The organism is Stappia sediminis, assembly GCF_009826895.1.
Lineage (GTDB): Bacteria > Pseudomonadota > Alphaproteobacteria > Rhizobiales > Stappiaceae > Hongsoonwoonella > Hongsoonwoonella sediminis.
In genome coordinates this window covers 149,063-175,558 of the sequence record NZ_WUMV01000003.1, presented here as the reverse complement: position 1 = coordinate 175,558, position 26,496 = coordinate 149,063, and the positions used below count along the sequence as shown (strand labels likewise).

The following is a 26,496-nucleotide window of genomic DNA, read 5'->3' as shown; positions in this document are numbered from 1 at the left end:
ACGAATGAGCGCGTTACAGGTCGTCTTCGAGCGTGATAGAGAGATCGGAAAGCGCATTTTCCAGCTTTGGCGCGCGCGGCAGCCGCACTGCCTCGCCGGAGGTCAGGTTAGGCTTAATCGCGTGCTCGTAGACGGCGATGCAATCTCTTCCCGTCAGTCTCGAGCGGTAGAGAATCCCATCGATATTCGGGAATTTGTCGTGCAGTTCGCTGCTGAATTGCCGGGATTCCTTGTGCGACTTGGACCCAACAGCGTCGGTATCCAGCCCTAACCGCAATGCGCCGACGGTTCGTAGATCGAGCAGGTTCAAACTGTCGGTCGTCGAGATTTCCGCGACCGACCAGTCGTTCAGTTCGGAAGCCGACAACACACGTTCCTCGACGGCTTCGAACCTGTCGCGAATGACCGTTTCGGCGATCGCGGAAACCAGATCGCAGGCCGCGTAGAGAACATGGAAATGATTGTCGGGGGGAGAAAAGCGAGAGGATCCCGGACCAACGCCCAGTGGCGTTTCTTCGAACTCGCTGCGCATTACCCTTAGCCATCGGTCTGGCTTCAAGGGTTGTATCAGGCGCGAAATTTCCTTCGGATCCAAAGGCATATTCAATATTTGCGCCCGGGATGAATGTTCAGGTGCGATTTTACTAAAAACCGCCATTCGTTTGAATCGTTCGTTCAAAGCATATTCGAATGCAATTCGGGGTCGCCATATCCAACCGAACCATAGAACAAGCGGTAATCGATCCCGGATCGAACCGGACCCGGGATCTTGATCCTATGAAAAGGACCGGTGGGCTGCATCCAAAACGGCCTCTGCCTGCCCGTCCTTCAAAGCCGCCAAAGGAGGCATCTTGCCGAAATCGAGATGTGGCGTAACGAGCCAACGCCATGCGACATGATGGTTGCCGGCAGCCGCAGAAATTATCCCGCCCAGTCCTTTGACCGGACGTCCGTCGATGAACTGTGCGGCGGGATAGACATGCGCCCTGAGCCCCTTGTTGAGCGCAATCACCATGTCTTTTTGCCGCCAACTGTCCAGCGTGGACCTCGAAATACCCAGTTGCTTCTTGATGTCAGAGGGACGCCAGACTTCTCCGGCCCAGCTTTCCAGGGCGGTCGGCTTCGCCAGTCGCCTCACGCGCTCGGCCGCCTCTGCTTCGCTCAAGGGGGGGCCGAGGCCTTCGCCCGCCGAAACTTCGACGGGGCGCGTGTCGTAAGGGATCTGGATGGGCGGTTTGTCCGCAATGACCCGGCACACGGCTACAAGAAGCTCGTTTGTGCTTCCGCTCAGCTCGGCAAGAGACTTCATGTCCATGCTTCCGGCGGCATTGACGAATTCGGCCATGGCTTCGCCCATGGTGTCCAGTATCGTTGTCGGCACATCCGGATTTTCCGACCGCAATTCTTCCTGCAGCTTGGGCAAGGAGACATGAAGGCGGTTCTCGGTTCCGTTATCGGGGGTCTTCATGGTGGACATGGTCGTTTCCTTCATGTCCGCAATATAGGCAATAATGTCCGAAATGTCCAGTTTGTCTAATATGCGCAATAGACGTGGCCGCTTAGAGCATGTCCCCCAAAAGTGGGGACCGGTTTTGGGACAAGGACATGCGCAATATCAAATAGATGGAGCGCGTCCGGTGAGTCCGATTAAACAAGACGCGCTCTAACGAGAAAGGGCGCCGCAATCGCGGCGCCCTTCCGAAGTTCGAACATGAACCGCAGGCTTACTTGATCTTGTCCGTAACGGCGTGGGTCCATGCGCCTTCGGGGGCCGCGGTGATCACGGGGTCGGAGCCACCGGCCAGAAGCGTGTCGACCGTGCGTTGGTAGTCCGCCGGGTCGAGCGTGCCGTCGGAGCCTTCCGTCAGCTTGTTGATCTCGCCGACCATCCGGATCTGGTGCTTTTCGGTCTGTGCGCCGGTGGCGTCGTTCTCAAGCACGATTTCCGCCGCTTCTTCCGGGTGCTCGCGGGTGTAGTCCCAGCCCTTCATGGACGCCTTCACGAAACGGGCCATCCTGTCGACGAATTCGGGATCTTCCAGGTTCTGTTCCAGAACGTAGAGGCCGTCCTCGAGCGTTGCGACGCCCTGGTCCTCGTACTTGAAGACGATCAGGTCCTCTTCCGGAATGCCGGCGTCGATTACCTGCCAGTACTCGTTATAGGTCATGGTGGAAATGCAGGCGGCCTGCTTTTGCAGCAACGGATCGACGTTGAAGCCCTGCTTCAGGACGGTCACGCCCTGGTCGCTGCCGTCGGTCGGGATGCCGAGATGGGCCATCCACGACAGGAACGGATATTCGTTGCCGAAGAACCAGACGCCGAGCGTGTTGCCGCGCAGGTCCTCCGGCTTGGAGATGCCGCTTTCCTTCAGGCAGGTCAGCATCATGCCGGACTTCTTGAACGGCTGGGCTATATTGACGAGCGGCACGCCCTTCTCGCGCGAGGCGAGGGCGGAAGGCATCCAGTCGATAACCACGTCGGCGCCGCCGCCTGCGATAACCTGCGGCGGGGCGATGTCCGGGCCGCCCGGCTTGATCGTGACGTCAAGGCCTTCTTCCTCGTAGAAGCCCTTGTCCTTGGCAACGTAATAGCCGGCGAACTGGCCCTGGGTGACCCACTTAAGCTGCAGCGTGACTTCGTCCGCCGCCTGAGCCGTTCCGAGCCCCATGGCAAGGGCCGCGGCGGCGAGCATCAATTTCTTCATTCTCAAGCTCCCTCTGGTTTCGGCACCCGCGTCCGTTATCCCCTGACTGACGGATGCCAGAAGGTGAACACCCGTTCCAGGAGCGTCACCAATCCGTAGAAGACGGAGCCCGCCAATGCGGCGACGGCGATCTCCGCCCAGACCATGTCGACGTTCATCCGGCCGACTTCGGTCGATATTCTGAAGCCCATTCCGACGATCGGCGTGCCGAAAAATTCCGCGACGATCGCCCCGATGAGCGCCAGCGTGGAGTTTATCTTCAACGCGTTGAAAATAAAGGGCAAAGCCATCGGAAGGCGTAATTTGAAGAGCGTCTGCCAGTAATCCGCTGCGTAAGTCGTCATCAGGTCGCGCTGCATGCGGTCCGCGCTCGCAAGGCCTGCCACCGTGTTCACCAGCATGGGGAAGAAGGTCATGATGATGACGACGGCGGCTTTCGAGGGCCAGTCGAAGCCGAACCACATTACCATGATGGGCGCGACGCCGACGATCGGAAGCGCGGAGACGAGGTTGCCGATCGGCAGCAGGCCCCGGCGCAGGAAGTCGACCTTGTCGACGAGGATGGCCACGATGAAGGCGCTGCCGCAACCCACCGCATAGCCGATGAGGACGGCCTTGAGGAACGTCTGTTGGAAGTCGGCCCAAAGGGTCGGCAGCGAACTTGCGAAGCGCGCGCCGATGGCGGAAGGCGGCGGAAGCAGCACGGGCGATACGCCAAGGCCGATGACCAGAAGCTGCCAGAGTACCAGCACCCAGACGCCGAAAAGCGCGGGGATGAGAATCCCGATCGCGCGCTTTGCCGCGAGCGATGTCACGTCCCAGCCCGAAAGCCGTTCGACGAAGAGCCATGAGGCGAGCCAGAGCGCGCCCACGAGCGACCAGAAGCCGCTTTCCGCCTTGCTGAAATTCGTGCCCACTGCCCGCAGCAGCTGGATCGCCGCGACGACGGAGACCGCAAGCAGCGCCAGATCGACGAGCCGGCGCGGACCGACCCCGAGCGCCAGCAGGATCGCCGCCCCGCCAAGCAGGATTGGCGAAAGCATCAGGTCGGCGGACGCGATGACTGTGGGCCCGTCCGTGAAGGCCGTCTGCGGCAGGGAGATCAAGGCAAGGGCGACGATGGCCCAGGCGAGAGTACGGCCGACGCCGGCAGCGCCCTGTCCGGTGAGTGTGAGGCTTGCACCGCTCATTGCGCCATCCCCATGCGTTTCAGGACGATGCGCTCGGAAACGCCGACGATTGTGACGAGGCTCGCGGCGATAACCGCGGCAACGATCAGCGCCGACCAGATCTGGATCGTCTGTCCGTAGTAGGAACCGGCAAGAAGGCGCGCACCGAGACCCGCGACAGCACCTGTCGGCAGTTCGCCGACGATGGCGCCGACGAGGCTCGCCGCCACCGCCACCTTCATCGAGGCGAAGAGGAAGGGAGCCGCCGAGGGAAGGCGTAGTTTCAGCAGCGTCTGACCCTGGGATGCCGAATAGGTCTTCATCAGGTCGAGCTGGATGATCTCGGGCGAGCGCAGGCCCTTCACCATGCCGACGGTGACGGGGAAGAAGGAGAGATAGGTGGAGATCATTGCTTTCGGCAACGTTCCCGTAATCCCTATCGCGTTCAGCACGACGATGATCATCGGCGCGATCGCCAGGATCGGTATCGTCTGCGAGGAGATGATCCAGGGCATCAGGCTCTTGTCCAGAACCCGGCTGTGGACGATCAGCACCGCAAGCCCGATGCCGAGCGTGGTGCCGATCAGGAAACCGAGAAGGGTGGAGGAAAGCGTGATACCGGAATGGTAGACCAGCGAGCGCTTGGAGGTGACTTTCTTTTCAGCGGTCGTCTTCCAGATTTCCACCGCAACCTGATGGGGCGCGGGCATGACCGGGCGCTCCTGTGCCAGCGTGTCGGTGATCAACCGGGCGATGGATACGTTCTCCTGCCCCGCGCGCTCATAGGTGTCTCGCTGGAAGGGGGTGTTGAGCAGCACGGCGGCGACATACCAGGCGGCGAAGATCACCGCCACGACGACGATCACCGGCCCGGCCGTGCCGCTCATCAGCCGGCTGAAGGGGTTGAGCGAGGCCGATGCCCCGCCGTGGGACATTGCCTCAGTCGTCATAGCTGTGCCCCGCGCGCAATCCGTCGCGCACGCGATGCGCGATCTTCAGGAACTCCGGCGTTTCGCGGATGTCGAGGGTGCGGTCGCGCGGCAGGTCGCTTTCGATCACGTCGTAGATGCGCCCCGGTCGTGGGAAAAGCACGACGATCTTCGTCGACAGGAAAACCGCTTCGGGGATGGAGTGGGTGACGAAGACGACGGTCTTGTTGGTCTTCGCCCAAAGCTGGAGAAGCTGCTCGTTCAGGTGGTCGCGCACGATCTCGTCAAGCGCGCCGAAAGGTTCGTCCATCAAGAGCAGATCGGGCTCGACGGCGAGCGCGCGGGCGATGGAGGCGCGCTGCTGCATGCCGCCGGAAAGCTGCCAGGGGTATTTGCGCTCGAATCCGGAAAGGTTGACGAGCTCCATGTTGCGCTTGACGCGCTCCGCCCTTTCCTCCGACGACAGCCCCATGATTTCAAGGGGAAGCGCGACATTGTTGGCAATCGTTCGCCAGGGGTAAAGGGCCGCAGACTGGAAGACATAGCCATAGGCGCGGGCAAGGCGGGCTTCCTCCGGCGAAACCCCATTGACGGAGATGTGTCCGCCGGTCGGCTTTTCCAGGTCGGCGATTACGCGAAGCAGCGTGGTCTTGCCGCAGCCCGATGGCCCGATGAAGGAGACGAAGTCGCCCTCCTCGATGTTGAGGTCGATATTGGAGAGCGCGTGCACCGGCCCGTCGTTCGTCTCGAACGTCAGGGAAAGATCGCGGATGTCGATGACGGAACGCGCGTTAGCACCGTCTTCCCTTGCCATCCCGTCCTCCGTTCGTACTGCCTGGCTAGCCGTTGTCAGCATTGTCCCATCTCTTTTATCGGCGCAAGGCGGGCTGGCCGTCTCGCGCACTTTCGTTTCACAGTTGGTGCGGAAGGCCGCTCAGACGCCCGTCGCCGGAATGCCGCTACGCTCCACCTTGCGCGGCGCGGTCAGTTCCTTCCACTTCGAAAGCGCCTTGTTGACGGCCTGATAGGGCTCGCGGGCGACGAATTCGCCGTGGCCCGGCTCCGCCTTCACGGTCGATTCCTCGATGGCCACCTTGCCGCGCGTCAGCGTATAGCGCGGCAGGCCCTTCACCTCTATGCCCTCGAAGACGTTGTATTCGATAACCGACTGCTGGTTCTTCGCGCTGATCGTCTTCGAGCGCTCCGGATCCCAGACCACGATGTCGGCGTCCGCCCCTTCCACGATCGCGCCCTTCCTCGGGTACATGTTCAGGATCTTGGCGATATTGGTCGAGGTCACGGCGACGAATTCGTTCATCGTCAGCCGGCCGGTGTTGACGCCGCGCGTCCAGAGCACCGGCATGCGGTCTTCCAACCCGCCGGTTCCGTTCGGGATCTTCGTGAAATCGCCGACGCCCATGCGTTTCTGGTCCACCGTGAAGGCGCAGTGGTCCGTCGCCACCACCTGCAGCGAGCCCGCCTGAAGGCCCGCCCAGAGCGAGTCCTGATGCGTCTTGTCGCGGAAGGGCGGAGACATCACGCGCTGGGCGGAATGGTCCCAGTCCTTGTTCTGGTATTCGCTGTCGTCGAGCACGAGATGCTGGATCAGCGGCTCGCCGTAAACGCGCATGCCCTTCTGCCGTGCGCGGCGGATCGCTTCATGCGCCTGCTCGCAGGATGTGTGCACGACGTAGAGCGGAACGTTCGCCATGTCGGCGATCATGATGGCGCGGTTCGCCGCTTCGCCTTCCACTTCCGGCGGGCGGGAGTAGGAGTGCGCTTCCGGGCCGTTGTTGCCTTCCGCCAGAAGCTTCTGCTGAAGCGTGGCGACCACGTCGCCGTTTTCGGCATGCACCAGCGGCAGGGCGCCAAGGGCCGAACAGCGCTGGAAGGAGGCGAACATCTCGTCGTCGTCCACCATCAGCGCGCCCTTGTAGGCCATGAAGTGCTTGAAGGTGTTGATGCCCCGGTCCACCACCTCGGCCATTTCGTTGAAAACCTGCTCCGACCACCAGGTGATCGCCATGTGGTAGGAATAGTCGGCGCAGGCGAGCGAGGATTTCTGCTGCCAGATGGCGAGCGCTTCCAGGAGCGACTGGTTGGGAGACGGCAGGCAGAAGTCGACCACCATGGTCGTGCCGCCGGAAAGGCCGGCGCGCGTGCCGCTTTCGAAGTTGTCCGCCGAATGGGTGCCCATGAAGGGCATTTCCAGGTGCACATGCGGGTCGATGCCGCCCGGCATCACGTAGCAGCCGGTGGCGTCCAGCACCTCGTCGGCGGAGAGATTGTCGCCGATCTCGACGATCTTGCCGCCGTCGATCTTCACGTCGGCTTTCCAGGTGCGGTCGGCGGTGACGATCGTGCCGCCCTTGATGACTTTCGACATGTCAGAATCTCCCACTTATTACTCGTGACGAATCGAGCGCTCCGCCCGCGACGAACCGCAGCTTCAGCCAGACCGCCCGCAACGTCGCCTTCCTTTGCAAAAGGCCCGTGGCGGCAACGACAAGGCGCCCCTCCACGCCCGGCCACGTCAGGCTGAAGCCTTCGTATCGCCCCTCGCCCAGGATGTGGACCTGCGGCGAGCGGTTGGAATCCTCCTCCGCCCACCCGGCGAATTCGGACATCGGCTCGGCGAGGCGGAAGCGCCGCTGTTTGATCGCCTCGGTCGAGGCATCCCGGCTTTCGCGGACCATCGGGTTGTCGCGCACCGAGACGAACACGAACTCGCGGCCCATCCGCCTGTTGCCCGGCGTCAGCTCCTTGAGAAATGCAAGCAGCATCGCATGATGCTGCCTGATCTCAAGAAATGCGTCGACGAGCGCTCTCACTTTCCCCTCAGCCTGTGACTTCCGCCGATTCCAGCACCGCATGCAGCAGTACATCGGCACCCGCCGTCGCCCATTCGGGGAAGATCTTCTCATCCTCGTTGTGCGACAGGCCGTCCACGCAGGGGCACATGATCATCGAGGTCGGCGCCACGCGGTTGACCCAGCAGGCGTCGTGACCGGCGCCCGAGACGATATTGCGGTGGGAATAGCCGAGGCGTTCTGCGGCATCGCGCACCTTGGATACGCAGCCTTCGTCGAAGGTGACGGGGTCGAAATGGCCGACCTGCTCCACCTCGCCCGAAATCTGCAGCGCGTCGCAGATGGTGTCGATGCCGTCGCGGATGCGATCATCCATCTCGTCCAGCGTCGCCTTGTCGGGCGAGCGGATGTCGATTGTGAAGACGGTCTTGCCGGGTATGATGTTGCGCGAGTTCGGATAGACCTCGACATGGCCGATGGCGCCCACGGCGTCGGGCTGATAGTCCATCGCCACCTCGTGCACCAGTTCGGTCACGCGCGCCATGCCAAGGCCTGCGTTGCGGCGCTTGGGCATGGGGGTGGAGCCGGTGTGGCTTTCCTTGCCCGTCAGCGTCACCTGCAGCCATTTCAGGCCCTGTCCGTGGGTGACGACGCCGATGTCGACGCCCTCGTCCTCAAGGATCGGCCCCTGCTCGATGTGAAGCTCGAACATGGCGTGCATCTTGCGGTCGCCGACTTCCTCGTCGCCGACCCAGCCGATGCGTTTCAGTTCGTCTCCCACGGTTTTTCCTTCGGCATCCTCGCGGGCGTAGGCCCAGTCGAGGTCGTGAACGCCCGCGAAAACGCCGGAGGCGAGCATGGCAGGGGCAAAGCGCGTGCCTTCCTCGTTCGTCCAGTTGACGACGACGATCGGGTGCTTCGTCTTGATGTCGCGGTCGTTCAGCGTGCGGATGACCTCAAGCCCGCCGAGTACGCCCAGCACCCCGTCGTAGCGTCCGCCCGTCGGCTGGGTGTCGAGGTGCGAGCCCATGTAGACGGGCAGCGCGTCCGGGTCGGTGCCTTCGCGGCGGGCGAACATGTTGCCCATCTTGTCGACGCCCATGGTGAGGCCTGCTTCCTCGCACCATTTCTGGAAGAGCGCACGGCCCTTGGCGTCGTCGTCCGTCAGCGTCTGGCGGTTGTTGCCGCCGCGCACGCCGGGGCCGATCTCCGCCATTTCCATAAGGCTGTCCCACAGGCGGTCGCCGTTGATCCGCAGGTTGTCGGAAGGGGCTGTCATTGCTGAAATCTCCTATGCCTGCGTTCTTCTCACATCGTCGGGAAGGTGTAGACCGCGCCGTCCTTTATGCCGGCGGGCCAGCGGGATGTGATGGTCTTCAGCCGCGTATTGAAGCGGATTCCTTCCGGCCCGTAGATCGAGTGGTCGCCGAAGAGCGAGCGCTTCCACCCGCCGAATGAGAAATAGGCGACCGGCACGGGGATCGGCACGTTGACGCCCACCATGCCCACCTCGATCCGGTCGGCGAAGGCGCGCGCGGCGTCGCCGTCGCGGGTGAAGATCGCGGTGCCGTTGCCGTATTCGTGGGTGTTGATGAGGTCGACGGCCTCGTCGTAGTCCTTGGCGCGCACGACGGAGAGAACGGGGCCGAAGATCTCTTCCTTGTAGATCGTCATGTCCTTCGTCACACGGTCGAACAGCGTGCCGCCGACGAAATAGCCGCCCTCGTAGCCCTGCAGGTTGAAGCCGCGCCCGTCGACGACGAGTTCCGCGCCTTCCTTCTCCCCCTGGTCGATATAGCCAAGCACCTTCTGCTGGTGCGCCTTGGTGATCACCGGGCCCATTTCGGCGTCCGTATCGGTGGACGGGCCGATCTTGAGGGACTGCACGCGCGGGGTCAGTTTCTCGACCAGCTTGTCGGCGGTTTCCTCGCCGATGGGAACCGCGACGGAGACCGCCATGCAGCGCTCGCCGGCGGAGCCGTATCCCGCGCCCATCAGCGCATCCGCCACCTGGTTCATGTCGGCGTCGGGCATGACGATCATGTGGTTCTTCGCCCCGCCCAGCGCCTGCACGCGCTTTCCGTGGGCGGTGCCGGTCGAATAAACGTATTCGGCGATGGGCGTGGAGCCGACGAAGGAGATCGCCTTCACGTCCGGGTGCGTCAGCAGCGTGTCGACGGCTTCCTTGTCGCCGTGGACGACGTTGAGCACGCCTTCGGGGAAGCCCGCCTCCGCGAAGAGGTCGTAGACGACCATGGCGGCGGAGGGGTCGCGCTCGGAAGGCTTCAGGATGAAGGTGTTCCCGCAGGCGACCGAAACCGGATACATCCACAGCGGCACCATGGCCGGAAAGTTGAACGGCGTGATGCCGGCGACGACGCCAAGCGGCTGTCGGTCGGAATAGCTGTCGATCGCCGGGCCAACGTTGCGCGCGAATTCGCCCTTCAGAAGGTGCGGGATGCCGCAGGCGAATTCCACCACCTCGATGCCGCGCGCCACTTCGCCCAGCGCATCGTCATGGGTCTTGCCGTGTTCGGCGGAGATCGCGCGGGCGATCTTGTCGGCGTTTTCCGAAAGAAGCTCCTTGAAGCGGAACATCATGCGCGCGCGCTTGAGCGGCGGCGTGTCGCGCCATGCCGGGAAGGCGGCTTTCGCGGTGGCGATTGCCTCCTCCACTTCGGAAGCGGAAGACAGGCCGACGACGCCGGACTGTTCGCCCGTCGCCGGGTTGAAAACGGGCGCGGTGCGGCCCGAGCGGCTTTCCACGCGGGCGCCGCCGATGGCGTTCGTAATCGTCTGCATTTCATTCCCTCCCCAAATCAGTCCAGGCTCTGGAGCACTTCGCGAAGCGTGCTCACGATCTGGTCGATCTGGCTTTTTTCGATAATGAGCGGCGGCGACAGGGCGATGATGTCGCCGGTCGTGCGGATCAGGACGCCCGCGTCATAGGCCTTCAGGAACGCTGAGAAAGCACGCTTCGTCGGCTCGCCGGCGATAGGCTCCAGCTCGATCGCGCCGATCAGGCCGATGTTGCGGATGTCGATGACGTGGCGCGTGCCTTTCAGCGAATGGAGCGCGTCCGCCCAATAGTCCTCCAGTTCCGCGCCGCGCGTCAGCAGGCCCTCTTCCTCGTAGGTGTCGAGCGTGCCGAGGCCGGCCGCGCAGGCGACCGGATGGCCGGAATAGGTGTAGCCGTGGAAGAACTCGATCAGGTGTTCCGGTCCGGTCATGAATGCTTCGTGGATGTCGCTGGTGCAGAACACCGCACCCATCGGGATGACGCCGTTGGTGATGCCCTTGGCCGTCGTCACGAGGTCGGGCGTGACGCCGAAATGGTCGACGGCGAACGGCGAGCCGAGGCGTCCGAAACCGGTAATCACCTCGTCGAAGATGAGCAGGATGCCGTGCTGGTCGCAGATCTGGCGCAGCCGCTCCAGATATCCCTTGGGCGGGATCAGCACGCCGGTGGAGCCGGCAACCGGTTCCACGATCACGGCGGCGATGGTGGAGGGGTCGTGCAGCTGGACGACGCGGATCAGTTCCTCGGCGTATTCCGCCCCGCTTTCCGGCTGGCCGCGGGAATAGGCGTTACGCTCCAGGTCATGCGTGTGGCGGATGTGGTCGACACCGCCGAGCAGCGTTCCGAAATGCTTGCGGTTGGCGACGATGCCGCCCACCGAAATGCCGCCGAAATTCACGCCGTGGTAGCCGCGCTCGCGGCCGATCAGGCGCGTGCGCGCACCCTCGCCGCGCACCCGGTGATAGGCGATCGCCATCTTCAGCGCGGTTTCGACCGATTCCGAGCCGGAGTTGGTGAAGAACACATGGTCGAGCGGTGAAGGCATCAGCGCCGTGAGCCGCGCGGCCAGTTCGAAGGCCGCCGGATGGCCCATCTGGAAGGCCGGCGCATAGTCCATTTCGGCCACCTGGCGCTGCACGGCCTCGGTGATCTTCGGCCGCCCGTGGCCGGCGTTGCAGCACCAGAGACCCGCCGTGCCGTCCAGCACCTGCCGCCCGTCGGCGGTGGTGTAGTGCATGTCCTTGGCGCCGACGAAAAGGCGCGGGTTCTTCTTGAACTGCCGGTTCGCGGTGAACGGCATCCAGAAGGCTTCAAGATTGTTTGTTGCAAGCGCCGTCTTCGACATGGTTCCTCCAATCGCCCTTGTTTTCCCAAACGGGCGAAACATCGATCCAACAATCGACCGAAGGAGCGCCGGGCACCTTTTGCTGCGGCCGGGCCGGCTCAATTGCCTGCGTCGGTCCGCATCGGGCCGGGGCCGTCTCCGGTCGTTCCCATGAGCGGCGCTCGCGTTCCACGCAGGAGGCCGCGAACATGGGCCGCTCGTTGTGAAGAAGCGCGCGGTCGGCCTTCAAAGGCGTCCGCGGTCCGCTTCTCTTTCGCCGGTCGATGATATGGCTGCCGCCGGTTGGGCGATCAGCCGCTGTCATCCCCTGGCCGTCCGGGCATACGGCATTCGCATGGCCCAGGCTATCTGGAAGGTTGAACGGGCCGTTATCTTTTTTTCTGGCCGGCCCGCCGGTCGTTGCGACCGTCGCGGTCAGGGTGTAAAACCTGACCAAACGGTCAAATCGAGCGTATGAACACTTGACCAAACGGTCAAGATCATTTTTCGATATCTCTGCTCAAAACACGATCACGGTCGGATGTCGCAGAAAACAACCCAGAAAAGCGCGGTGCGCGCGGAAAACGAGCGGATGATCCTGAAGGCGGCGGAAGCCGTTTTCGCCGATCACGGTTTTCGCGGCGCGACGACCGGCATGATCGCCGAGCGCGCAGGCATTCCCAAGGCCAATCTGCACTATTATTTCCCGACCAAGGAAGCGCTCTACCGCCGCGTCGTGGAGCATATCTTCAACATCTGGCTCGATGCGGCCAACTCCTTCGACGAAAGCGACGATCCGGTCGAGGCTCTGACGGCCTATATCTCCAAGAAGATGGACATTTCGCGCGAGCATCCGATGGGCTCCAAGGTCTGGGCGAACGAGATCCTGCACCGCGCGCCCGTCATCCAGGACTATCTGGAAACCACGCTGCGCGACTGGACGGCAAGCCGCGCCTCCGTCATCGAACGCTGGATCGCGCAAGGGCGCATCGCGCCCATCGATCCGAACGCGCTCTTGTACATGATCTGGGCGACGACCCAGCACTACGCCGATTTCAACCACCAGATCGACACGCTGAACGGCGGCAGGCCCCTCACCGGGGAACAGTTCGCCGAAGCCAAGAAAACCGTGATCCAGATCGTGCTCGCCGGCATCGGGGCAGCACCAGTGTCGCTTGCCCGCGATGCCTCGGCCAGAGCCTCCGGCGACACGGAGGCGGCCGAATGAGCGCGCCATCCGAAAGCGAGACGGGCAACGGCAGGAGCAACGGATCGGCGACCAAGATCCAGGAGAAGAACCGCGCGCGCATCCTGGAAGCCGCCTTTTCGGAATTCGCGCAATTCGGCTATCGCGGCGCGCGCATCGAGCAGATCGCTGCGGCCGCCGGCATGTCGAAGTCGAACCTGCTCTACTACTTCGGCTCCAAGAAGGACATCTACAAGGCGGTGCTGGCCGACCTTCTGGACATCTGGCTCGCCCCCCTTCGCACGCTCGACCCGCAGGGCGATCCGCGTGAGGAACTGTCTGCCTACATCAACCAGAAGATAGAGCTTTCCGCCCGCTATCCGGAGGCTTCGAAGCTCTTCGCCAACGAGGTCATGCAGGGCGCGCCGATGATCGGCGATGTTCTGGAAGGCTCGCTCAAGGCACTTGTCGACGAGAAGACGCAGGTGATCCGCACCTGGGCGGCCAAGGGCAGGATCCGCCCGGTCGACCCGCATCACCTCATCTTCATGATCTGGGCGACGACCCAGCATTACGCGGATTTCGCGACGCAGATCCGCGCGCTCACCGGCACCGGCATCGAGGAGGCGGACTTTCGCAAATCGGCGGAGGAGACCGTGGCCTCGATCATCCTCGAAGGGGTAATGGCCAAGGGCGGGTGAAGCCCAGTCATTTCCGCCAAGGCGTCCTCGTCTTCCAATTTCCGGAATTTTCAGCCTAATATATTGTTTCCGTTCGGGAAGGATGTACGCTGGGGCACGTTCGCTTGACCGGACTTCGCTTTGTTTCGCGTATCGGGAGCCGGTCATGTCGAGACTTGTCGTCGCCCTCTTTGTATTCGTTTTCGCCGCCCTGCCCGCATTTGCCGCCTCTTGCGGAAACAACGCGAGCGGCTTCGGCCCATGGCTTGAGGATTTCAAGCGCCGCGCGGTCGCCTCCGGCATTTCGCCGCGCACGGCGCAGGCGGCGCTCAACGGCGTGACCTACAATCCCAAGGTCATCCGTCTCGACAGGTCGCAGAAGTCGTTCAAGCTGAGCTTCGACCAGTTCCGCCAGCGCCGCGCGCCCGCCGGCACCATCGCGCTGGGGCGCAAGCAGTTGCGCAACAATCAGCGGCTGTTGAGCAGCATCGAGAAATCCTACGGCGTTGCTCCGGAAATTCTCGTGGCCATATGGGGGCTTGAAAGCGGCTTCGGGCGGTTTTCCGGCAATATGCCGGTGTTCCGCTCTCTCGCGACGCTCGCCTACGATTGCCGCCGTTCGCAGTTCTTCACGGCGGAACTCTACGCCGCCCTCGTCATCGCCGACCGTGGCTACATGAGCCCTTCGGCGATGGTTGGCGCCTGGGCGGGCGAGCTTGGGCAGACGCAGTTTCTCGCTTCCAACTACGTGCGCTACGCCGTCGACTACGACCGGGATGGGCGCCGCGATCTCATCCGCTCGCGAGCGGATGTCCTCGCCTCGACGGCCAATTACCTGCGTCAGAAGGGTTGGCGTCCGGGTGGGGACTGGTCGCCGGGTACGCGCAACTATGCGGTTTTGCGGGAGTGGAACCGGGCGGAGGTCTATCGCCAGACGATCGCCTATTTCGCGACCGAACTCAGGCGCTGACCTTTCGCGCTCCCCCGCGTCGACCATTGCAGGATGAAGGTCGCAAGTGCTGTGATCGCCACGCCCGCGAAAACGGTCAGGCTTGGCGTGCCGTCGCCGATCACCATCTTCTCCATCACCACGAAGGCCGGAAGCAGGTAGGTGTAGGCCATCACCTGTCCGGACGGCAGGCGCACGGTGGCATACTTTGCGAGGTAGAAGGTCAGTGCCGTCGGCAGGACGGCGAGATATACAATGCCGCCATAGACCGTCCAGGGCACTTTCGCCCAGTCGGCGGAAAGGATTGCCGGCAGGCCGAAGAGGAAGAGCATCGCCGCGCCGCCCATCAGCACCCACAGCGTGAAAAGCATAAGCGGCTCGGACCGGTGCAGCTTGCGTACGAACGGCGAATAGGCGGCGAACGCCACGCAGCCGAGCAGGAACATGCGCTCGCCGTAGCCGAGCGAGAGGTTCAAAAGCGCTGCGATATTGTCGCCGTAGAGCACGACCAGAGCGCCGAGGCCGGCTATCGCGAGGCAGGCGAGCTGCAGGCGCGTCATCGTCTGGCGAAGCAGCAGCCAGGCGATAGCCGCCGTCATGGCGGGCACGAGGGCGAACAGCGCGCCTGTGTTGATCGCGGTCGTGTAGCGTAGGCCCTCGAACATGGCGACGAAATAGAAGGCGAGCAGGCTGCCCACCCAGGTGGCTCTCGCGGCTTGCGCGGGAGAAGGCATCCGCCATTCGCCGCGCGCGGCGACGATGCCGGCGAAGACGAATGTGGCCAGCAGGAAACGCAGGAACGTGAGCGCGCGCGGGTCCAGCGCGGGTGAAATCGCCTCGCCCACGGGAAAGGTCGTCGAAATCACGAGAATGAAGAGCAGCATCGCCAGATGCGCGCGCAGATTTCCCGCCGGCCTTGCCGGAGCGGGTTCGCTATGCACGGATCTTGCGAGCGGCTGGTTCATTCGTCTCCTGGGGTGTTGAGAACTGGTATATCAGGGGTTGAGAATGTAAAAGCCGGCGCAATATACCTGCGCCGGCTTTTCCCGCAGTCCCGAAATGCGTTTCGACCGTACGAAGGCGCCGGTTACTCGGCGGCTTCCATGACCCGGTTCGGATTGTTCGGATGCGTCGTCCAGTCGGCGAACTTGTTGTCGATCGGCTGCTTCGTGCGTGGATCGACCCCGCTCGTCATCGGCTCCATGGTGATGCAGTTCTCCACCGGGCAGACGTTGACGCACAGGTTGCAGCCGACGCATTCCTCGTCGATCACCTCGAAGTGGCGCGCCCCGTCAACCATCGCCGTGATCGCCTGGTGCGAGGTGTCCTCGCAGGCGATGTGGCAGCGTCCGCACTTGATGCAGAGGTCCTGGTCGATCTTCGCCTTGGTCACGTAGTTGAGGTTGAGGTTCTGCCAGTCGGAGCAGTTCGGCACGGCCATGCCGACGAACTCGTCGATCGACGTGTAGCCCTTTTCGCCCATCCACTCCTTGAGCCCGTCGATCATGTCCTGCACGACCTTGAAGCCGTAGGTCATGGCGGCGGTGCACACCTGCACGTTTCCGGCGCCAAGCGCCATGAACTCCGCCGCATCGCGCCATGTGGTGATGCCGCCGATGCCGGAAATCGGCAGGCCGGCCGTCGCCGGGTCGCGGGCGATTTCGGCCACCATGTTGAGCGCGATCGGCTTAACGGCCGGGCCGCAGTAGCCGCCGTGCGCGCCCTTGCCGTCGATGGTCGGCGTCGGCGCCATGACGTCGAGGTCGACGCCCACGATGGAGTTGATCGTGTTGATCAGCGACACGGCGTCGGCGCCGCCGTTCTTGGCCGCCTGCGCCGGCTTGCGGATGTCGGTGATATTGGGCGTGAGCTTCACGATCACCGGCATTTTGGTGTTTTCCTTGCACCAGCGGGTGACCATCTCAATGTATTCCGGCACCTGGCCCACGGCCGAGCCCATGCCGCGCTCGGACATGCCGTGCGGACAGCCGAAGTTGAGCTCGACGCCGTCGGCGCCGGTATCCTCGACACGTTTGAGGATGTCGATCCAGTTCTTCTCCTCGCAAGGCACCATCAGCGAGACGACAAGCGCCCGGTCGGGCCAGTCGCGCTTCACCTGCTTGATTTCCTTGAGATTCACCTCCAGCGGGCGGTCGGTGATGAGCTCGATGTTGTTGAGGCCCAGAAGGTTGCGGTCGCGCCCGTGGATCGCGCCGTAGCGCGGGCCGTTGACGTTGACGATGTGGGGGTCCTCGCCCAGCGTCTTCCAAACGACGCCGCCCCATCCCGCCTCGAAGGCGCGGATGACGTTATAGGCCTTGTCGGTTGGCGGCGCGGACGCGAGCCAGAACGGGTTCGGCGATTTGATGCCGAGAAAATTGCTTGTCAGATCGGTCATGTCTGTCCCCTTTTTTCCTTGGGGCGGAATGAAATTCCGGAAATTGCATCAAGTCGGCGGCGTCAGCCTGCCAGGGCTTCGTCGATGGAGCGGGCGGCCAGCTTGCCGTCTTCCACCGCGGCCACCGTCAGGTCCTCGCCACCGGCCACGCAGTCGCCGCCGGCCCAGACCTTGTCGAGAGAGGTCTTGCGGGCGTCGTCGACGCGGATGCGCCCTGCGTCCAGTTCCAGCGCGTCGGAACCGCCGGTGACCGGATCGGCGATGAACGTCTGCCCGATCGCCTTGAACACCTGGTCGGCTTCGAACCGTTCCGTCTCGCCGGTGCCGGAAAGCCTGCCGTTCGCATCCACCGCGGTGCGCTCCGCCTCGATGGCGACGACATGCCCGCCCTCGCCGATCAGGCGCTTGGGCTGGAACCATTCGCGGATCAGCACACCGTTCGTCTGGGCAAGCTCCTGCTCATAGCGGCTTGCCTTCATGGCGTCCTGGCCGCGCCGGTAGAGGATCGTCACCTCTTCCGCGCCCAGGCGCTTCGTCTGCACCGCTATGTCGATCGCCGTCATGCCGCCGCCGATGACGACGACCTTGCGGCCGACGGGAAGCTTGGCGCGGTCCGTCTCCTGGCGCAGTTCCGCGATATAGGCGACGGCGTCGATAGCGCCGGAAAGGTCCTCGCCCTCGGCGTTAAGCGCATTCACGCCTGGAAGACCCATGCCGAGGAAAACCGCATCATACTCGCCGCGCAGGCCCGACAGCGTAATGTCGCGGCCAAGCGCCTTGCCGGTCTCCACCTTGATACCGCCGACGGAAAGCAGGAATTCCACTTCGCGCTGGGCGAAGTCGTTCACCGTCTTGTAGGCGGCGATGCCGTATTCGTTGAGGCCGCCGAGTTTCTCACGCGCCTCGAAGATCGTGACGTCATGGCCTTTCAGTGCAAGGGCATGGGCGCAGGAAAGGCTGGCCGGGCCGCCGCCGACAACGGCGATCTTCTTGTTCGTCGGTGCCGCGCGGGTAAAATGCGAGCCGGATACCTTGTCCATATAGGTGTCGGTCGCATAGCGCTGCAGCAGGCCGATCTTCACCGGCTTGTCTTCCGCCTCGTTGCGCACGCAGGCTTCTTCGCACAGCGTTTCGGTCGGGCAAACACGCGCGCACATGCCGCCGAGGATGTTTTCGGCGAAGATCGTCTTCGCCGCGCCCACCGGGTTGCCGGTCTGGATCTGGCGGATAAACTGCGGAATGTCGATCGACGTCGGGCAGGCGATCGTGCAGGGCGCATCAAAGCAGAAGTAGCAGCGGTCGGCCTCGACGGAGGCTTCATGGCGATCGAGCGGCGGATGAATGTCGTCGAAATTCTTCAGGTAGTCTTCGGGCGACAGGCGGCCCGCGCGGATATCGGGCGCCGAAAGTACGTCGGCCATTTAAGGACCTCCGGATAGGTCCGGACTCAATGACGCCGCCGCCATGAGGCGGGCGTCGCTGTTCCGGTCAGTTGTTCCTCTCCGCGGCCTCGCTCGTTCAGGGCGGGCCGCTGTCTGGCGATTGTCGCGGCCGGTGCCTCGTTGTCGTGGGCTTTTCGGTCCGCTTCGTCTATTGGGCCGAATTTTGACCAAATAGTCAAATTTTTTATTCAGGCGGCTGGGTCGCGGCCTTCGGGCGTACGCGGGGTCGCTCCGGCCGAAGCCGCGTTGCCGGCTTGCCGTCACCCGGCGGTCCGGGGTTTACCGACTGTTTTCCGAAGAGCCGGTGACGAGAGGCATTTCGAGCGTGAATGGCCTCGTCGCCAGGACTGCGCCATTCACCTGAATGTCTATCGCATGGCCGCCGGCATAGTATTTTCGCGTGGTAATCTCGCGTATCGCATGGCGCTTGGAGAGCTTTATCGAACCTCCGCCTTCAAGTGTGACGGCACGCCATTTGAAAACTTTCGGGCTGGTGCCGCCATTCGCCTTGCGGTGATGGATCACGTAGTCGATCACCAGTTTCTGCGCCTGGCTGGAGGTCGAGACGATCTCCGCCTCGAATTCCAGATCCGAGCCGAAATCGACGCTTTGCGGTACGGAAAGAAAGTCCGCCCGTACCTGCGCCGGGCTGAATCCCAGCGCGGCAAGCGTTTCGGGATGGCCTTTCTTGATCAATGTGCGGCAGGCGTGGCGCACCAGCCGCGCACGGTTCTTTCCCGCTCCGTCAAGCCACCGCCTTGCGGTTTGCGCTATCTGGTCCGGGTGATCCTTGCTGATATCGTTCAGATTGTTGGCAACCGAACGGCGGACGTATTCCTCATCGTCATCCTTCAGTTTCTCCAGCAGTTCCATGACCGGCGCCGGATCGGCGATGAACTGCGGAAGCTTCGGCGCCCAGGGCAGTCTCGGCCGCGTCCCTTCGGACACGAGACGGCGCACGTGCTGGTTCGGGTGGCCTGTCCAGTCGTGCAACACTTCCAGCGTTTTCTCCGGCGCGCGCAGCAGAACCGGGCGGATGGCGAACTCCGCGCTGGAGCGCATGGTCAATTCCTTGAGAAGCAGCATCGTCGTTTCGAAATGCGCCGCGCCGTTCTCGGCGACATAATCTGCCAGGGGAAGCGTCGCCCAACCCGTCACCCCCCTTTCGTTCGTGCGCACATCGAAGTCGACCTCGGTCAATGCGGGGCCAAGGCAGTCGAGCATGATTTCGGCAGCGCGCGGGAAATCCTGCGGAAGGTGACGGGCAAGCGTTTGCGTGATCCGCTGCGAGCGCTGCTTCAGTTCAAGCTTGTCGAATCCGTCCAGCGTCTCAGCGGCGAACCCTTCGGCGTCGAATGAGGTCCAGCGGTCCGAAAATACGCTGGCCATCGACCTGACAAGCTCGGGAGAAAAAATATTCTTGAGGGGTTCAGCCATCGTGGTGCGGCCCGAAAAGCGAATCCAGAACGGTTGCGGCGATTTCCCGGGCCGTCCGTGTATCCGGCCGGACGATGCCGTAGACGGACAGTCCCGCGTCGAGGGTCGCCAGCGACTGCGCCATTCGGCGCGTGTCGGCGTCGGTATGCAAGTCACCGTCGGCTTTCGCGGCGTCCAGGTTTTGAAGCAGCAGCCGCTCGGTTGCGAAAATGAATTCCTCGGCGCTGGAATAGGCCGTTTTCGGCGCCACCGCCTTGTCCGTGAGGGTGTTTATGACGAAGCACCCCTTATAATCCCCATCGATCTCGATGGTGGCGAAATACCGGCGGATGTTCGCGATGCCGAGCGGCTCTCTCAGGAGCGTTTCCGGCCAGCGCCCGCGCGCTTCGTCCAGATAGGCGGCCAGCGCCTCCTCGAAGAGCCCGGCCTTGCCGCCGAATTCCTTGTACAGGCTGAACCTGTTCATGCCGGTCCGTTCCACAAGCGTTGCCAGATGCGCACCCTCGTAGCCGGACTTCCAGAATTCCCGCATTGCTTTGTCGAGCGCGTCGGCGCGGTCGTATGATTTCTTGCGTCCCATATGGCGCGCGTATCAGCGCCCGGGGTTCCCTGTCAATATTTGTCACCATTCGTTCTGAAATATTGACGGGCGCTGCCGGCTCTGCTTTTTGTCACCATTCGTTCTGAAAAATCACCCTTTGCCGGCCACGCCCGGCCCCCACCGAAAGGAATATCCCTTGAACGTTCATATCACCGGCATTGCGCTTGGCATCGCCATCGGTCTTGTCGACTGTTCGCTGTTCGCGGCGACAGGCATGCCCATCACCGCGCCACTCGCGGTCGAGGCCGTGGTCTTCTGGGCCGCCGTGGGCTGGGCCATTCACACCGTGCCGGTGAAGCTGCCCGGTATCGTGAAAGGCGTCGCCATTTCCTGGTTTTTGAACATTCCATGGATTCTGGAATATGCGGTTGTTCAGGGGCAGGCCGAAATATTCATGCCGATGGCCGTTCTCGGCACGTTGTTCGGCGCGGTTGCCGGGCTGGTGTCCGCATACCTGAAGCGGCGTTCGGGCGCGGCGGCCGCCGGGCGCACCGCGTGATCCGGCTTTGCTGAGCGAAACCCGGTTGAACCGGCCCGGGCTTTCGTCCGGGCCGTCGCCGTTTTGCGTTGCGGAAATATCGCTGAGGCGGAGAAATTGCGCAAACGCGAGTTGCCTGCTCGAAAATTGCCGCAAAGTCGCATTGTCTTGGCCGGTGAAAGGCCCGCGCCGAGATTTGGACGCCGGGCAGCCCATCTGCGGAGAGGACCATGCGGGTCGACATCATCGCCGGCATCATTGCCATCGCACTTCTTTTGATCGCCGTGAGCGCGCCGGCGGATGCGGAGGATCCCGCGTTCGACTGCTCCGGGGCGGAGCATGAGATTGCTCAGCCGGTCTGCAATCCGAAAAACTAAGCCGGCTTAAAACGTCCGCTGCACGCGGAATGTCGCGACCCAGAAATCACCGTCCGAAAGGCCGGATGCGCGCGTGAAATTACGCGTCTGATAGCCGATTTCGCCGCCCATCAGGAACCCGGCGACGGGCTGCCATGTCAGCGCGGCATTGCCGCCCCATTGCGCGAAGTCATAGGCGCGCAAGGCAGCATCGGCCTGGTGATAGCCGCCTTCCAGCGCGATCTCCCAGTCGCCGAAGATCGGCTGGCGGTATCCGGCGGCGAGGTTCCAGGTCGTCGTCGTCTCCAGCGAATTGCCGGTCACCACGGCGTCGGTGATCTGCCCGTTCCAGCTGTCGATGCCATATCGGCTCGCGCCGTCTGTATAGATCGCCTCGGCGAGGAAGACGGCGCCCGCCGTCAGGAAGGGCGCGTTTACGCTCACGCCCGCGCCGAGGGCGAAGCCGAGTTCGGAATCCGCCGTTCCCTGATAGGTCGACCGGTCGTAAGCGACCTGGTGCAGCGCGCCCATAACCTGTGCCGAACCCCAGCCCTGGTCGACGCGCAGTGCCGCCACGAAATCCGGAACCCGGTGCCCGCCATAGGCGTTCGCGGCGATCAGCGTCGTGCCGGCGGCGTTCAGCCGGGCGATATTCGTTCGCCGGCGCGTGCCGTCTTCCACGGAAAGCGTGGCCGAGAACCCGTTGCCGAAGCTTTGCGTGTAGGAAAAGAGGTTCTGCTTGATGTCCGTATAGTCGGTGAAGAACACGCCGAAGGCATAGCCCGTCCAGAAATCCCAGACGGATTGGGCGCGCCCCGCCGTCAGCCCGCCGAACTGGATGAAGCCGAACTCGATCGTCGTCGTATCTGCGGCCGTGCCCGTCTGGTTCTGGAAGACGACGCTCAGATAATTGCGCAGGATACCGTATTCCGTGTGCGTTCTCGCGTCGAACCGGGCATAGCCGCGCGTGCGGTATCGCACGGAGATGTCGCTGTCCTCATCCCAGAAGTTGGGGCTGTCGCCGAACTGCTGGGCGGAAACCTCGGCGCGTATCCGCCCGCCGACCTTCAGGCAGGTTTCCGTGCCCGGCAGGTAGAAGAAGCCGTTTCCGAATGCGTCGCACACCTGAACGTAGTCGACAGGCTCCGGCGCTATGGGCAGGTCGGCGGCCCCGGCACTCGTGACGGGAAGAGCGGCAAGGCCCGCTGCCGCCATGAAATTCAGGGGAGCGAATCGCACGGTCGTCTCCATTTGATTCCCGATTGGGAGGAGGAGAATCTATCGTTACGTCAGTTTCAACCGGCACCGGGGAAATATGCGGTTTCGCGGGGTCGCTGTATCCCGCAGGCCACAGTCTGTTGCACAGCGGCCTTGATAAGGCCTGGAACCTCGCGGCAAACTCCCTCCAAAATCGGGAATCGGAGAGAATTTTGGTGAGCAAAGCCCGCGTGAACCGCCGCGTCATCCTGTCCTCGCGCCCGAAGGGCGTGCCGCAGGCGAAGCATTTTTCGATAGACGAGGCGCCGGTGCCGGATCTCGCCGAGGGCGAATTCCTGATCCGCAACGCCTACTGGTCGGCCGATCCCGCGCAGCGCGGCTGGGCGAACGATGCGCCCAACTACCTGCCCCCCGTCGCGATCGGCGATCCCATGCGCGGCTTTGCCGTCGGCAAGGTGATAGAGTCGCGCAATCCGGATTATGCGGAGGGCGATGCCGTCACCGGCATGTTCGGCTGGCAGACTCACGCAGTGAGTAATGGTGAGAATGTCGACAGGAAGGTTACGGAGACGGACCTTCCGCTCTCCCTTGCCCTCGGCGTTCTCGGCCTCAACGGTATCACCGCCTATTTCTGCCTGCTGGAAGTTTGCGCGCCGAAGGCGGGTGAAACTGTCGTCGTTTCCACCGCCGCGGGCGCGGTCGGCTCCGCCGTCGGGCAGATCGCGAAGATCAAGGGCTGCCGCACGGTCGGCATCACGGGCAGCGATGAAAAGGCGGAGCTTTGCCGTCAGCGCTTCGGCTATGACCTTGCGATCAACTACAAGACGGAAAACGTGGCGAAGGCCATAAAGGCCGCCTGCCCGGACGGGGTGGATTGCTATTTCGACAATACGTCGGGCCCGATCAGCGATGCGGTGATGGCAAATCTCGCCAAGGGCGCGCGCATCGCCATTTGCGGCACGGCGGCGATACAGGATTGGGACCCGCTTCCCCAGGGCCCGCGCGTTCACCGGCAGTTGCTGGTTGCCCGCGCCCGCATGCAGGGCTTCATCGCGTTCGATTATCAGGCCCGTTTCCCCGAAGCGCTTTCCCAGCTGGCGGACTGGGTGCGCGAGGGCAAGCTTTCCTATAACGAGCATGTGCTGGACGGCCTTGCCGCCGCCCCCGGCGCGATTGCCATGCTTTACAGGGGCGAAAACACCGGCAAGCTCGTGATCCGGGTGGATTGACGGCCCTTGTGGCCGTCATCCCCGCACCACTCCTGTCATCGCGGCGGAGGCGGCGCTCTTCCCCGGCTTGATCGGGGACCCTCCCTCCACACACCGTGCCCTATCGTCACGAGATACCCGCCTGCGCCCTCGGGCCTTGCCCCCGTGCAGACGGGGGATGACAACGAGGGGTGGGCCGCCGTGCCCTCTCTTCCGTCATCCCGGACCAACGAGGCGAGCGCGCGAGCCGAGTGCCGATCCGGGACCCAGCGCATCAGTCGCGCGTTAGCGCGCTTCTTTTAATAGAGCGGGCTTCGCCCGCGACAGATATCTGGCTCCCGGATCAGCGGTCAGCATTTCACGGCGTATTCTTGCCGCCTTCGCGCGATGCGCTCAGGCGGAATACGCATGCGCTTCCCTTGTCCGGCATGACGCCTGAGAAGGCCGTAGACACTCACCTCTCTTCCGTCATGCGCGGGCTTGACCCGCGCACCCATTCAGAACCGCCGCTTGCCGCAACCTCTCTATGGGTCGCCGGGTCTATGCCCGGCGATGGCGAGAAGAGATGCTGCAAGGCGTTCCGGCCTGTCGGTTCCAACCGGCTTGACGCTAAGAATTAATCTCGGGTCGAATTGATATGTTTCTCCGGTAGTGTTTAAACTCCGGCCGCCAATTATACTTCAATGTTCCGAGGCGTAGCTTATATCGACAAATATTGTATTATTATCAGCGCCTTAGGCCACCAACCATGACCGAAATGTTCGCGCATCGAAGCGATTTTCTACTAGGCCGACTCCGTGATCAGCCAAAAACATGGCCAATTGTTCGCCATTCATAGCTATAACGCCTGACTTACTAAGTAAGTCCATTGCATCTCGCGAGATATCGCCAGTTGTAAAAAATAAAAAGAAGACTGGATCACAGGTTCTCATTTGAAGGTCGGAAAGGGGATCCTTTGAACCGGCATATACTTTTGATTTTGCGAGTGATACAGACCCAACAAGTTCACGAATGTCTTTCGTTGACACTTGCGTCGCTTGGTAATGTTTTGATTGACCAACCATCCATATTTTCAGCTGCTTTTCTGCGCCTGGTGTTATTGCGGAGGGTTTCAAAAGTTCTCCAAAAGGAACGCGACCAAAGAAATCTATGCCTTGATCAGCAGAAACTCGAGTTACATACCCTTTTTCTACATTGAATAGTGAAAGGACCCGTCCACTTAGGATTTCGAATTCATTCGGCGTAAGGGTGCTAAATTCAGAGATGAATTCAAATGTGTTTGCACGCCTTTCTTTTGCGCTAGCGATAATTGCGTCATCACCGGGTTCAACGAAGCAAGAACCCTGGATATAATCGTCGTTCGCAAAGCTTAGTTCGTATTGAAGAAACCGACTTTCCGTTCTCGCCGTATGTATGGCTGCGCTAATTCTATTTTTGAAATTTTTATGCCAACGTTCGGCTAGCTCTCCTGGTGTTTCACTCGCACTGTGCCAAGATTCTTGTATGATAATTTCTTGCAACACCTCGACAACCAAGCGCGGTGGCATTTGAACTGGAATCAATCTCGATAGTATTTTAATTGCTTCTGCAGGACCGCGCATGACGTTCTCACTACTGCGCGGCAAGCCTGCGATGCATTTCAAGAACGTTTTGTGCTTGTTGTATTAGTTCATTAATGGCTTGGGTTTCTTCCTCTCCGAAACTTTGAATCTCCACGCCGGGAATATTGGCTAGGGCGGACTTAGCTTCAGCGACCTCGTTTCGCCAACGACGAGCCATATTCCCTTGAGTTGCGATCGCCATCGCGTCAACTAGATCTCTGTCTAGTCGGAGAAGTTCCGCTCGTGCGTCAGCATTGGCAAGAATTTCACGAAGTTGACGAACTTCCGCATAGGTACGAATCTTTGGTTCCCGTTCGTCATCTTGTCCAACGTTCCTTGGTGTAATGAGTTGGTAAAAAATTTCTTTGTTTTCTTCGTTTTGAAATTCATTCTCTGCAGCATTCCAATTCAGCCATTCCCGTACCGAGGGAAGGGAAATGGCCTCGTGGAAAAGTGGATACATTGAGGCAGTTGCGAATTCTGAATAAACTTCGTCATCGCGCATCTGTTGTAAAGCGCGATAAGCCCGGTATCGTCTGTTTACTTCTTGTACGCTTAACCCCAAACGCTGTGCGATAGAGCTTGGATCCAGCGCATGAGTGTCCTGAAGATCCGCAATCAGCTTAGCGCGTTGATAGCCGCCCCATTCTTTGATGCCGCCAACATGTCGAATGCCCATAATGGCTTCACGAAAGAAGGCGTCTTGACCGTCCGCATCAGCAATTAGACATGGTACGGCATCAAAAACGTCCACAACAGACTGTGGGACATTGATTCCTCCCTCAAATTCTTCCTTCAATTGCAGGAGCGCAGCCACGCGGCGATTTCCTTCGATAACAAGATACTTGTTGTCAGCGTGTTCATACGGAGCAACGACGATCCTCTCGATTTCGAGAAATCCGTTAGAAAAGATTGAATCGCGAAGGGGACGAAGATTTTCTCTTCTAAGACGCGTCATCGTGCCGTTTTGCACTCGGTCCAGATGAAACCGATTGGACTCAATCTGAACAAAGTTATCTTGCTCTTGAAGGCGATAATTGTTCGGATCGAGAAGAAGTTGATTTAGTGGTAGTGCCTCAGCTCGCATCCATTCTCTCCTTCAGGGTTAATTATTTAGGAATTCTATATATTCTACTACGGATTTGGATACATCAATTGATCTCGATTACACAGTCTTACTTAACCGGCATAGTATTCTTTCCATT

At 61.7% G+C, this 26,496-nt stretch carries 25 protein-coding genes; 6 read left to right on the top strand and 19 right to left on the bottom strand.

Annotated features, from left to right (window positions below):
* Positions 1 to 13: 13 nt before the first annotated feature.
* The 11 genes from GR183_RS07720 to aptA form a co-directional block, all read right to left on the bottom strand.
* Positions 14 to 679, bottom strand: a complete 666-nt coding sequence (locus GR183_RS07720; protein ID WP_160775041.1) for an RES family NAD+ phosphorylase — start codon at positions 677 to 679, stop codon at positions 14 to 16.
* 96 nt (positions 680 to 775) lie between these two features.
* Positions 776 to 1,477 (bottom strand): antitoxin Xre/MbcA/ParS-like domain-containing protein, encoded by a 702-nt coding sequence (locus GR183_RS07715; RefSeq protein WP_160775040.1) that lies wholly within the window; start codon positions 1,475 to 1,477, stop codon positions 776 to 778.
* A 247-nt stretch (positions 1,478 to 1,724) separates the two neighbouring features.
* Positions 1,725 to 2,705 (bottom strand): ABC transporter substrate-binding protein, encoded by a 981-nt coding sequence (locus GR183_RS07710; protein WP_160775039.1) that lies wholly within the window; start codon positions 2,703 to 2,705, stop codon positions 1,725 to 1,727.
* Between the two features lie 35 nt (positions 2,706 to 2,740).
* Positions 2,741 to 3,895, bottom strand: coding sequence for an ABC transporter permease (locus GR183_RS07705; RefSeq protein ID WP_160775038.1), 1,155 nt, complete (start codon positions 3,893 to 3,895; stop codon positions 2,741 to 2,743).
* Positions 3,892 to 4,761, bottom strand: coding sequence for an ABC transporter permease (locus tag GR183_RS07700; protein ID WP_202396027.1), 870 nt, complete (start codon positions 4,759 to 4,761; stop codon positions 3,892 to 3,894). Before GR183_RS07700 ends, GR183_RS07705 begins: the two co-directional genes overlap by 4 nt.
* Before the next feature lie 52 nt (positions 4,762 to 4,813).
* Positions 4,814 to 5,617 (bottom strand): ABC transporter ATP-binding protein, encoded by an 804-nt coding sequence (locus GR183_RS07695; RefSeq protein WP_160775036.1) that lies wholly within the window; start codon positions 5,615 to 5,617, stop codon positions 4,814 to 4,816.
* Positions 5,618 to 5,737: 120 nt separating this feature from the next.
* Complete coding sequence (gene hydA / locus GR183_RS07690; RefSeq protein ID WP_160775035.1) at positions 5,738 to 7,189, bottom strand: dihydropyrimidinase; 1,452 nt, start codon at positions 7,187 to 7,189, stop codon at positions 5,738 to 5,740.
* Position 7,190: 1 nt separating this feature from the next.
* Positions 7,191 to 7,634 (bottom strand): hypothetical protein, encoded by a 444-nt coding sequence (locus GR183_RS07685; protein WP_160775034.1) that lies wholly within the window; start codon positions 7,632 to 7,634, stop codon positions 7,191 to 7,193.
* Between the two features lie 7 nt (positions 7,635 to 7,641).
* Positions 7,642 to 8,892 carry a Zn-dependent hydrolase gene (locus GR183_RS07680; RefSeq protein WP_160775033.1) on the bottom strand — a complete coding sequence of 417 codons (1,251 nt, stop codon included), beginning with the start codon at positions 8,890 to 8,892 and terminating at the stop codon, positions 7,642 to 7,644.
* Positions 8,893 to 8,921: 29 nt separating this feature from the next.
* Positions 8,922 to 10,415 carry a CoA-acylating methylmalonate-semialdehyde dehydrogenase gene (locus tag GR183_RS07675; RefSeq protein WP_160775032.1) on the bottom strand — a complete coding sequence of 498 codons (1,494 nt, stop codon included), beginning with the start codon at positions 10,413 to 10,415 and terminating at the stop codon, positions 8,922 to 8,924.
* 17 nt (positions 10,416 to 10,432) lie between these two features.
* Entirely contained in the window at positions 10,433 to 11,758 is a 1,326-nt protein-coding gene (aptA, locus tag GR183_RS07670) for an omega-aminotransferase AptA (RefSeq protein ID WP_160775031.1), read from the bottom strand.
* 520 nt (positions 11,759 to 12,278) lie between these two features.
* On the opposite strand from aptA, the gene GR183_RS07665 reads away from it, so the two are divergent.
* The 3 genes from GR183_RS07665 to GR183_RS07655 all read left to right on the top strand — a co-directional run bounded on the left by GR183_RS07665 (position 12,279) and on the right by GR183_RS07655 (position 14,573).
* Positions 12,279 to 12,965, top strand: a complete 687-nt coding sequence (locus GR183_RS07665; protein WP_160775030.1) for a TetR/AcrR family transcriptional regulator — start codon at positions 12,279 to 12,281, stop codon at positions 12,963 to 12,965.
* Positions 12,962 to 13,624: an HTH-type transcriptional regulator RutR gene (rutR, locus tag GR183_RS07660; protein WP_160775029.1), complete on the top strand. Its 663-nt coding sequence runs from the start codon at positions 12,962 to 12,964 to the stop codon at positions 13,622 to 13,624. The genes GR183_RS07665 and rutR overlap by 4 nt, the downstream gene beginning before the upstream one ends.
* 145 nt (positions 13,625 to 13,769) lie before the next feature.
* Positions 13,770 to 14,573: a lytic murein transglycosylase gene (locus GR183_RS07655; protein WP_160775028.1), complete on the top strand. Its 804-nt coding sequence runs from the start codon at positions 13,770 to 13,772 to the stop codon at positions 14,571 to 14,573.
* Here GR183_RS07655 and GR183_RS07650 read toward each other — a convergent pair.
* The 5 genes from GR183_RS07650 to GR183_RS07630 all read right to left on the bottom strand — a co-directional run bounded on the left by GR183_RS07650 (position 14,546) and on the right by GR183_RS07630 (position 20,409).
* Entirely contained in the window at positions 14,546 to 15,517 is a 972-nt protein-coding gene (locus GR183_RS07650; protein ID WP_160775027.1) for a DMT family transporter, read from the bottom strand. The genes GR183_RS07655 and GR183_RS07650 overlap by 28 nt on opposite strands.
* A gap of 122 nt (positions 15,518 to 15,639) precedes the next feature.
* Positions 15,640 to 16,950 (bottom strand): NAD-dependent dihydropyrimidine dehydrogenase subunit PreA, encoded by a 1,311-nt coding sequence (gene preA, locus GR183_RS07645; RefSeq protein ID WP_160775026.1) that lies wholly within the window; start codon positions 16,948 to 16,950, stop codon positions 15,640 to 15,642.
* A gap of 62 nt (positions 16,951 to 17,012) precedes the next feature.
* Positions 17,013 to 18,371, bottom strand: a complete 1,359-nt coding sequence (locus tag GR183_RS07640; RefSeq protein WP_160775025.1) for an NAD(P)-dependent oxidoreductase — start codon at positions 18,369 to 18,371, stop codon at positions 17,013 to 17,015.
* A 300-nt stretch (positions 18,372 to 18,671) separates the two neighbouring features.
* Positions 18,672 to 19,829, bottom strand: coding sequence for a DNA alkylation repair protein (locus tag GR183_RS07635; RefSeq protein WP_160775024.1), 1,158 nt, complete (start codon positions 19,827 to 19,829; stop codon positions 18,672 to 18,674).
* Entirely contained in the window at positions 19,822 to 20,409 is a 588-nt protein-coding gene (locus tag GR183_RS07630) for a TetR/AcrR family transcriptional regulator (protein WP_160775023.1), read from the bottom strand. The genes GR183_RS07635 and GR183_RS07630 overlap by 8 nt, the downstream gene beginning before the upstream one ends.
* 157 nt (positions 20,410 to 20,566) lie before the next feature.
* Here GR183_RS07630 and GR183_RS07625 point away from each other — a divergent pair, with 157 nt between their 5' ends.
* Both GR183_RS07625 and GR183_RS07620 read left to right on the top strand, forming a co-directional pair.
* Complete coding sequence (locus GR183_RS07625; RefSeq protein WP_160775022.1) at positions 20,567 to 20,929, top strand: hypothetical protein; 363 nt, start codon at positions 20,567 to 20,569, stop codon at positions 20,927 to 20,929.
* A 209-nt stretch (positions 20,930 to 21,138) separates the two neighbouring features.
* A complete protein-coding gene (locus GR183_RS07620; protein ID WP_160775021.1) occupies positions 21,139 to 21,285 on the top strand; it encodes a hypothetical protein in 147 nt (48 codons plus the stop codon).
* Positions 21,286 to 21,291: 6 nt separating this feature from the next.
* Here the strand turns inward: GR183_RS07620 and GR183_RS07615 are convergent, their stop codons facing one another.
* Positions 21,292 to 22,503: a porin gene (locus GR183_RS07615; RefSeq protein ID WP_208999785.1), complete on the bottom strand. Its 1,212-nt coding sequence runs from the start codon at positions 22,501 to 22,503 to the stop codon at positions 21,292 to 21,294.
* 194 nt (positions 22,504 to 22,697) lie between these two features.
* Here GR183_RS07615 and GR183_RS07610 point away from each other — a divergent pair, with 194 nt between their 5' ends.
* Entirely contained in the window at positions 22,698 to 23,711 is a 1,014-nt protein-coding gene (locus tag GR183_RS07610; protein ID WP_208999784.1) for an NADP-dependent oxidoreductase, read from the top strand.
* Positions 23,712 to 24,424: 713 nt separating this feature from the next.
* Here GR183_RS07610 and GR183_RS07605 read toward each other — a convergent pair.
* Positions 24,425 to 25,291 carry a restriction endonuclease gene (locus GR183_RS07605; protein WP_160775020.1) on the bottom strand — a complete coding sequence of 289 codons (867 nt, stop codon included), beginning with the start codon at positions 25,289 to 25,291 and terminating at the stop codon, positions 24,425 to 24,427.
* A 10-nt stretch (positions 25,292 to 25,301) separates the two neighbouring features.
* On the bottom strand, positions 25,302 to 26,378 hold the full coding sequence (locus tag GR183_RS07600) for a ParB/RepB/Spo0J family partition protein (protein ID WP_160775019.1): 1,077 nt from the start codon (positions 26,376 to 26,378) through the stop codon (positions 25,302 to 25,304).
* Positions 26,379 to 26,496: the final 118 nt, after the last annotated feature.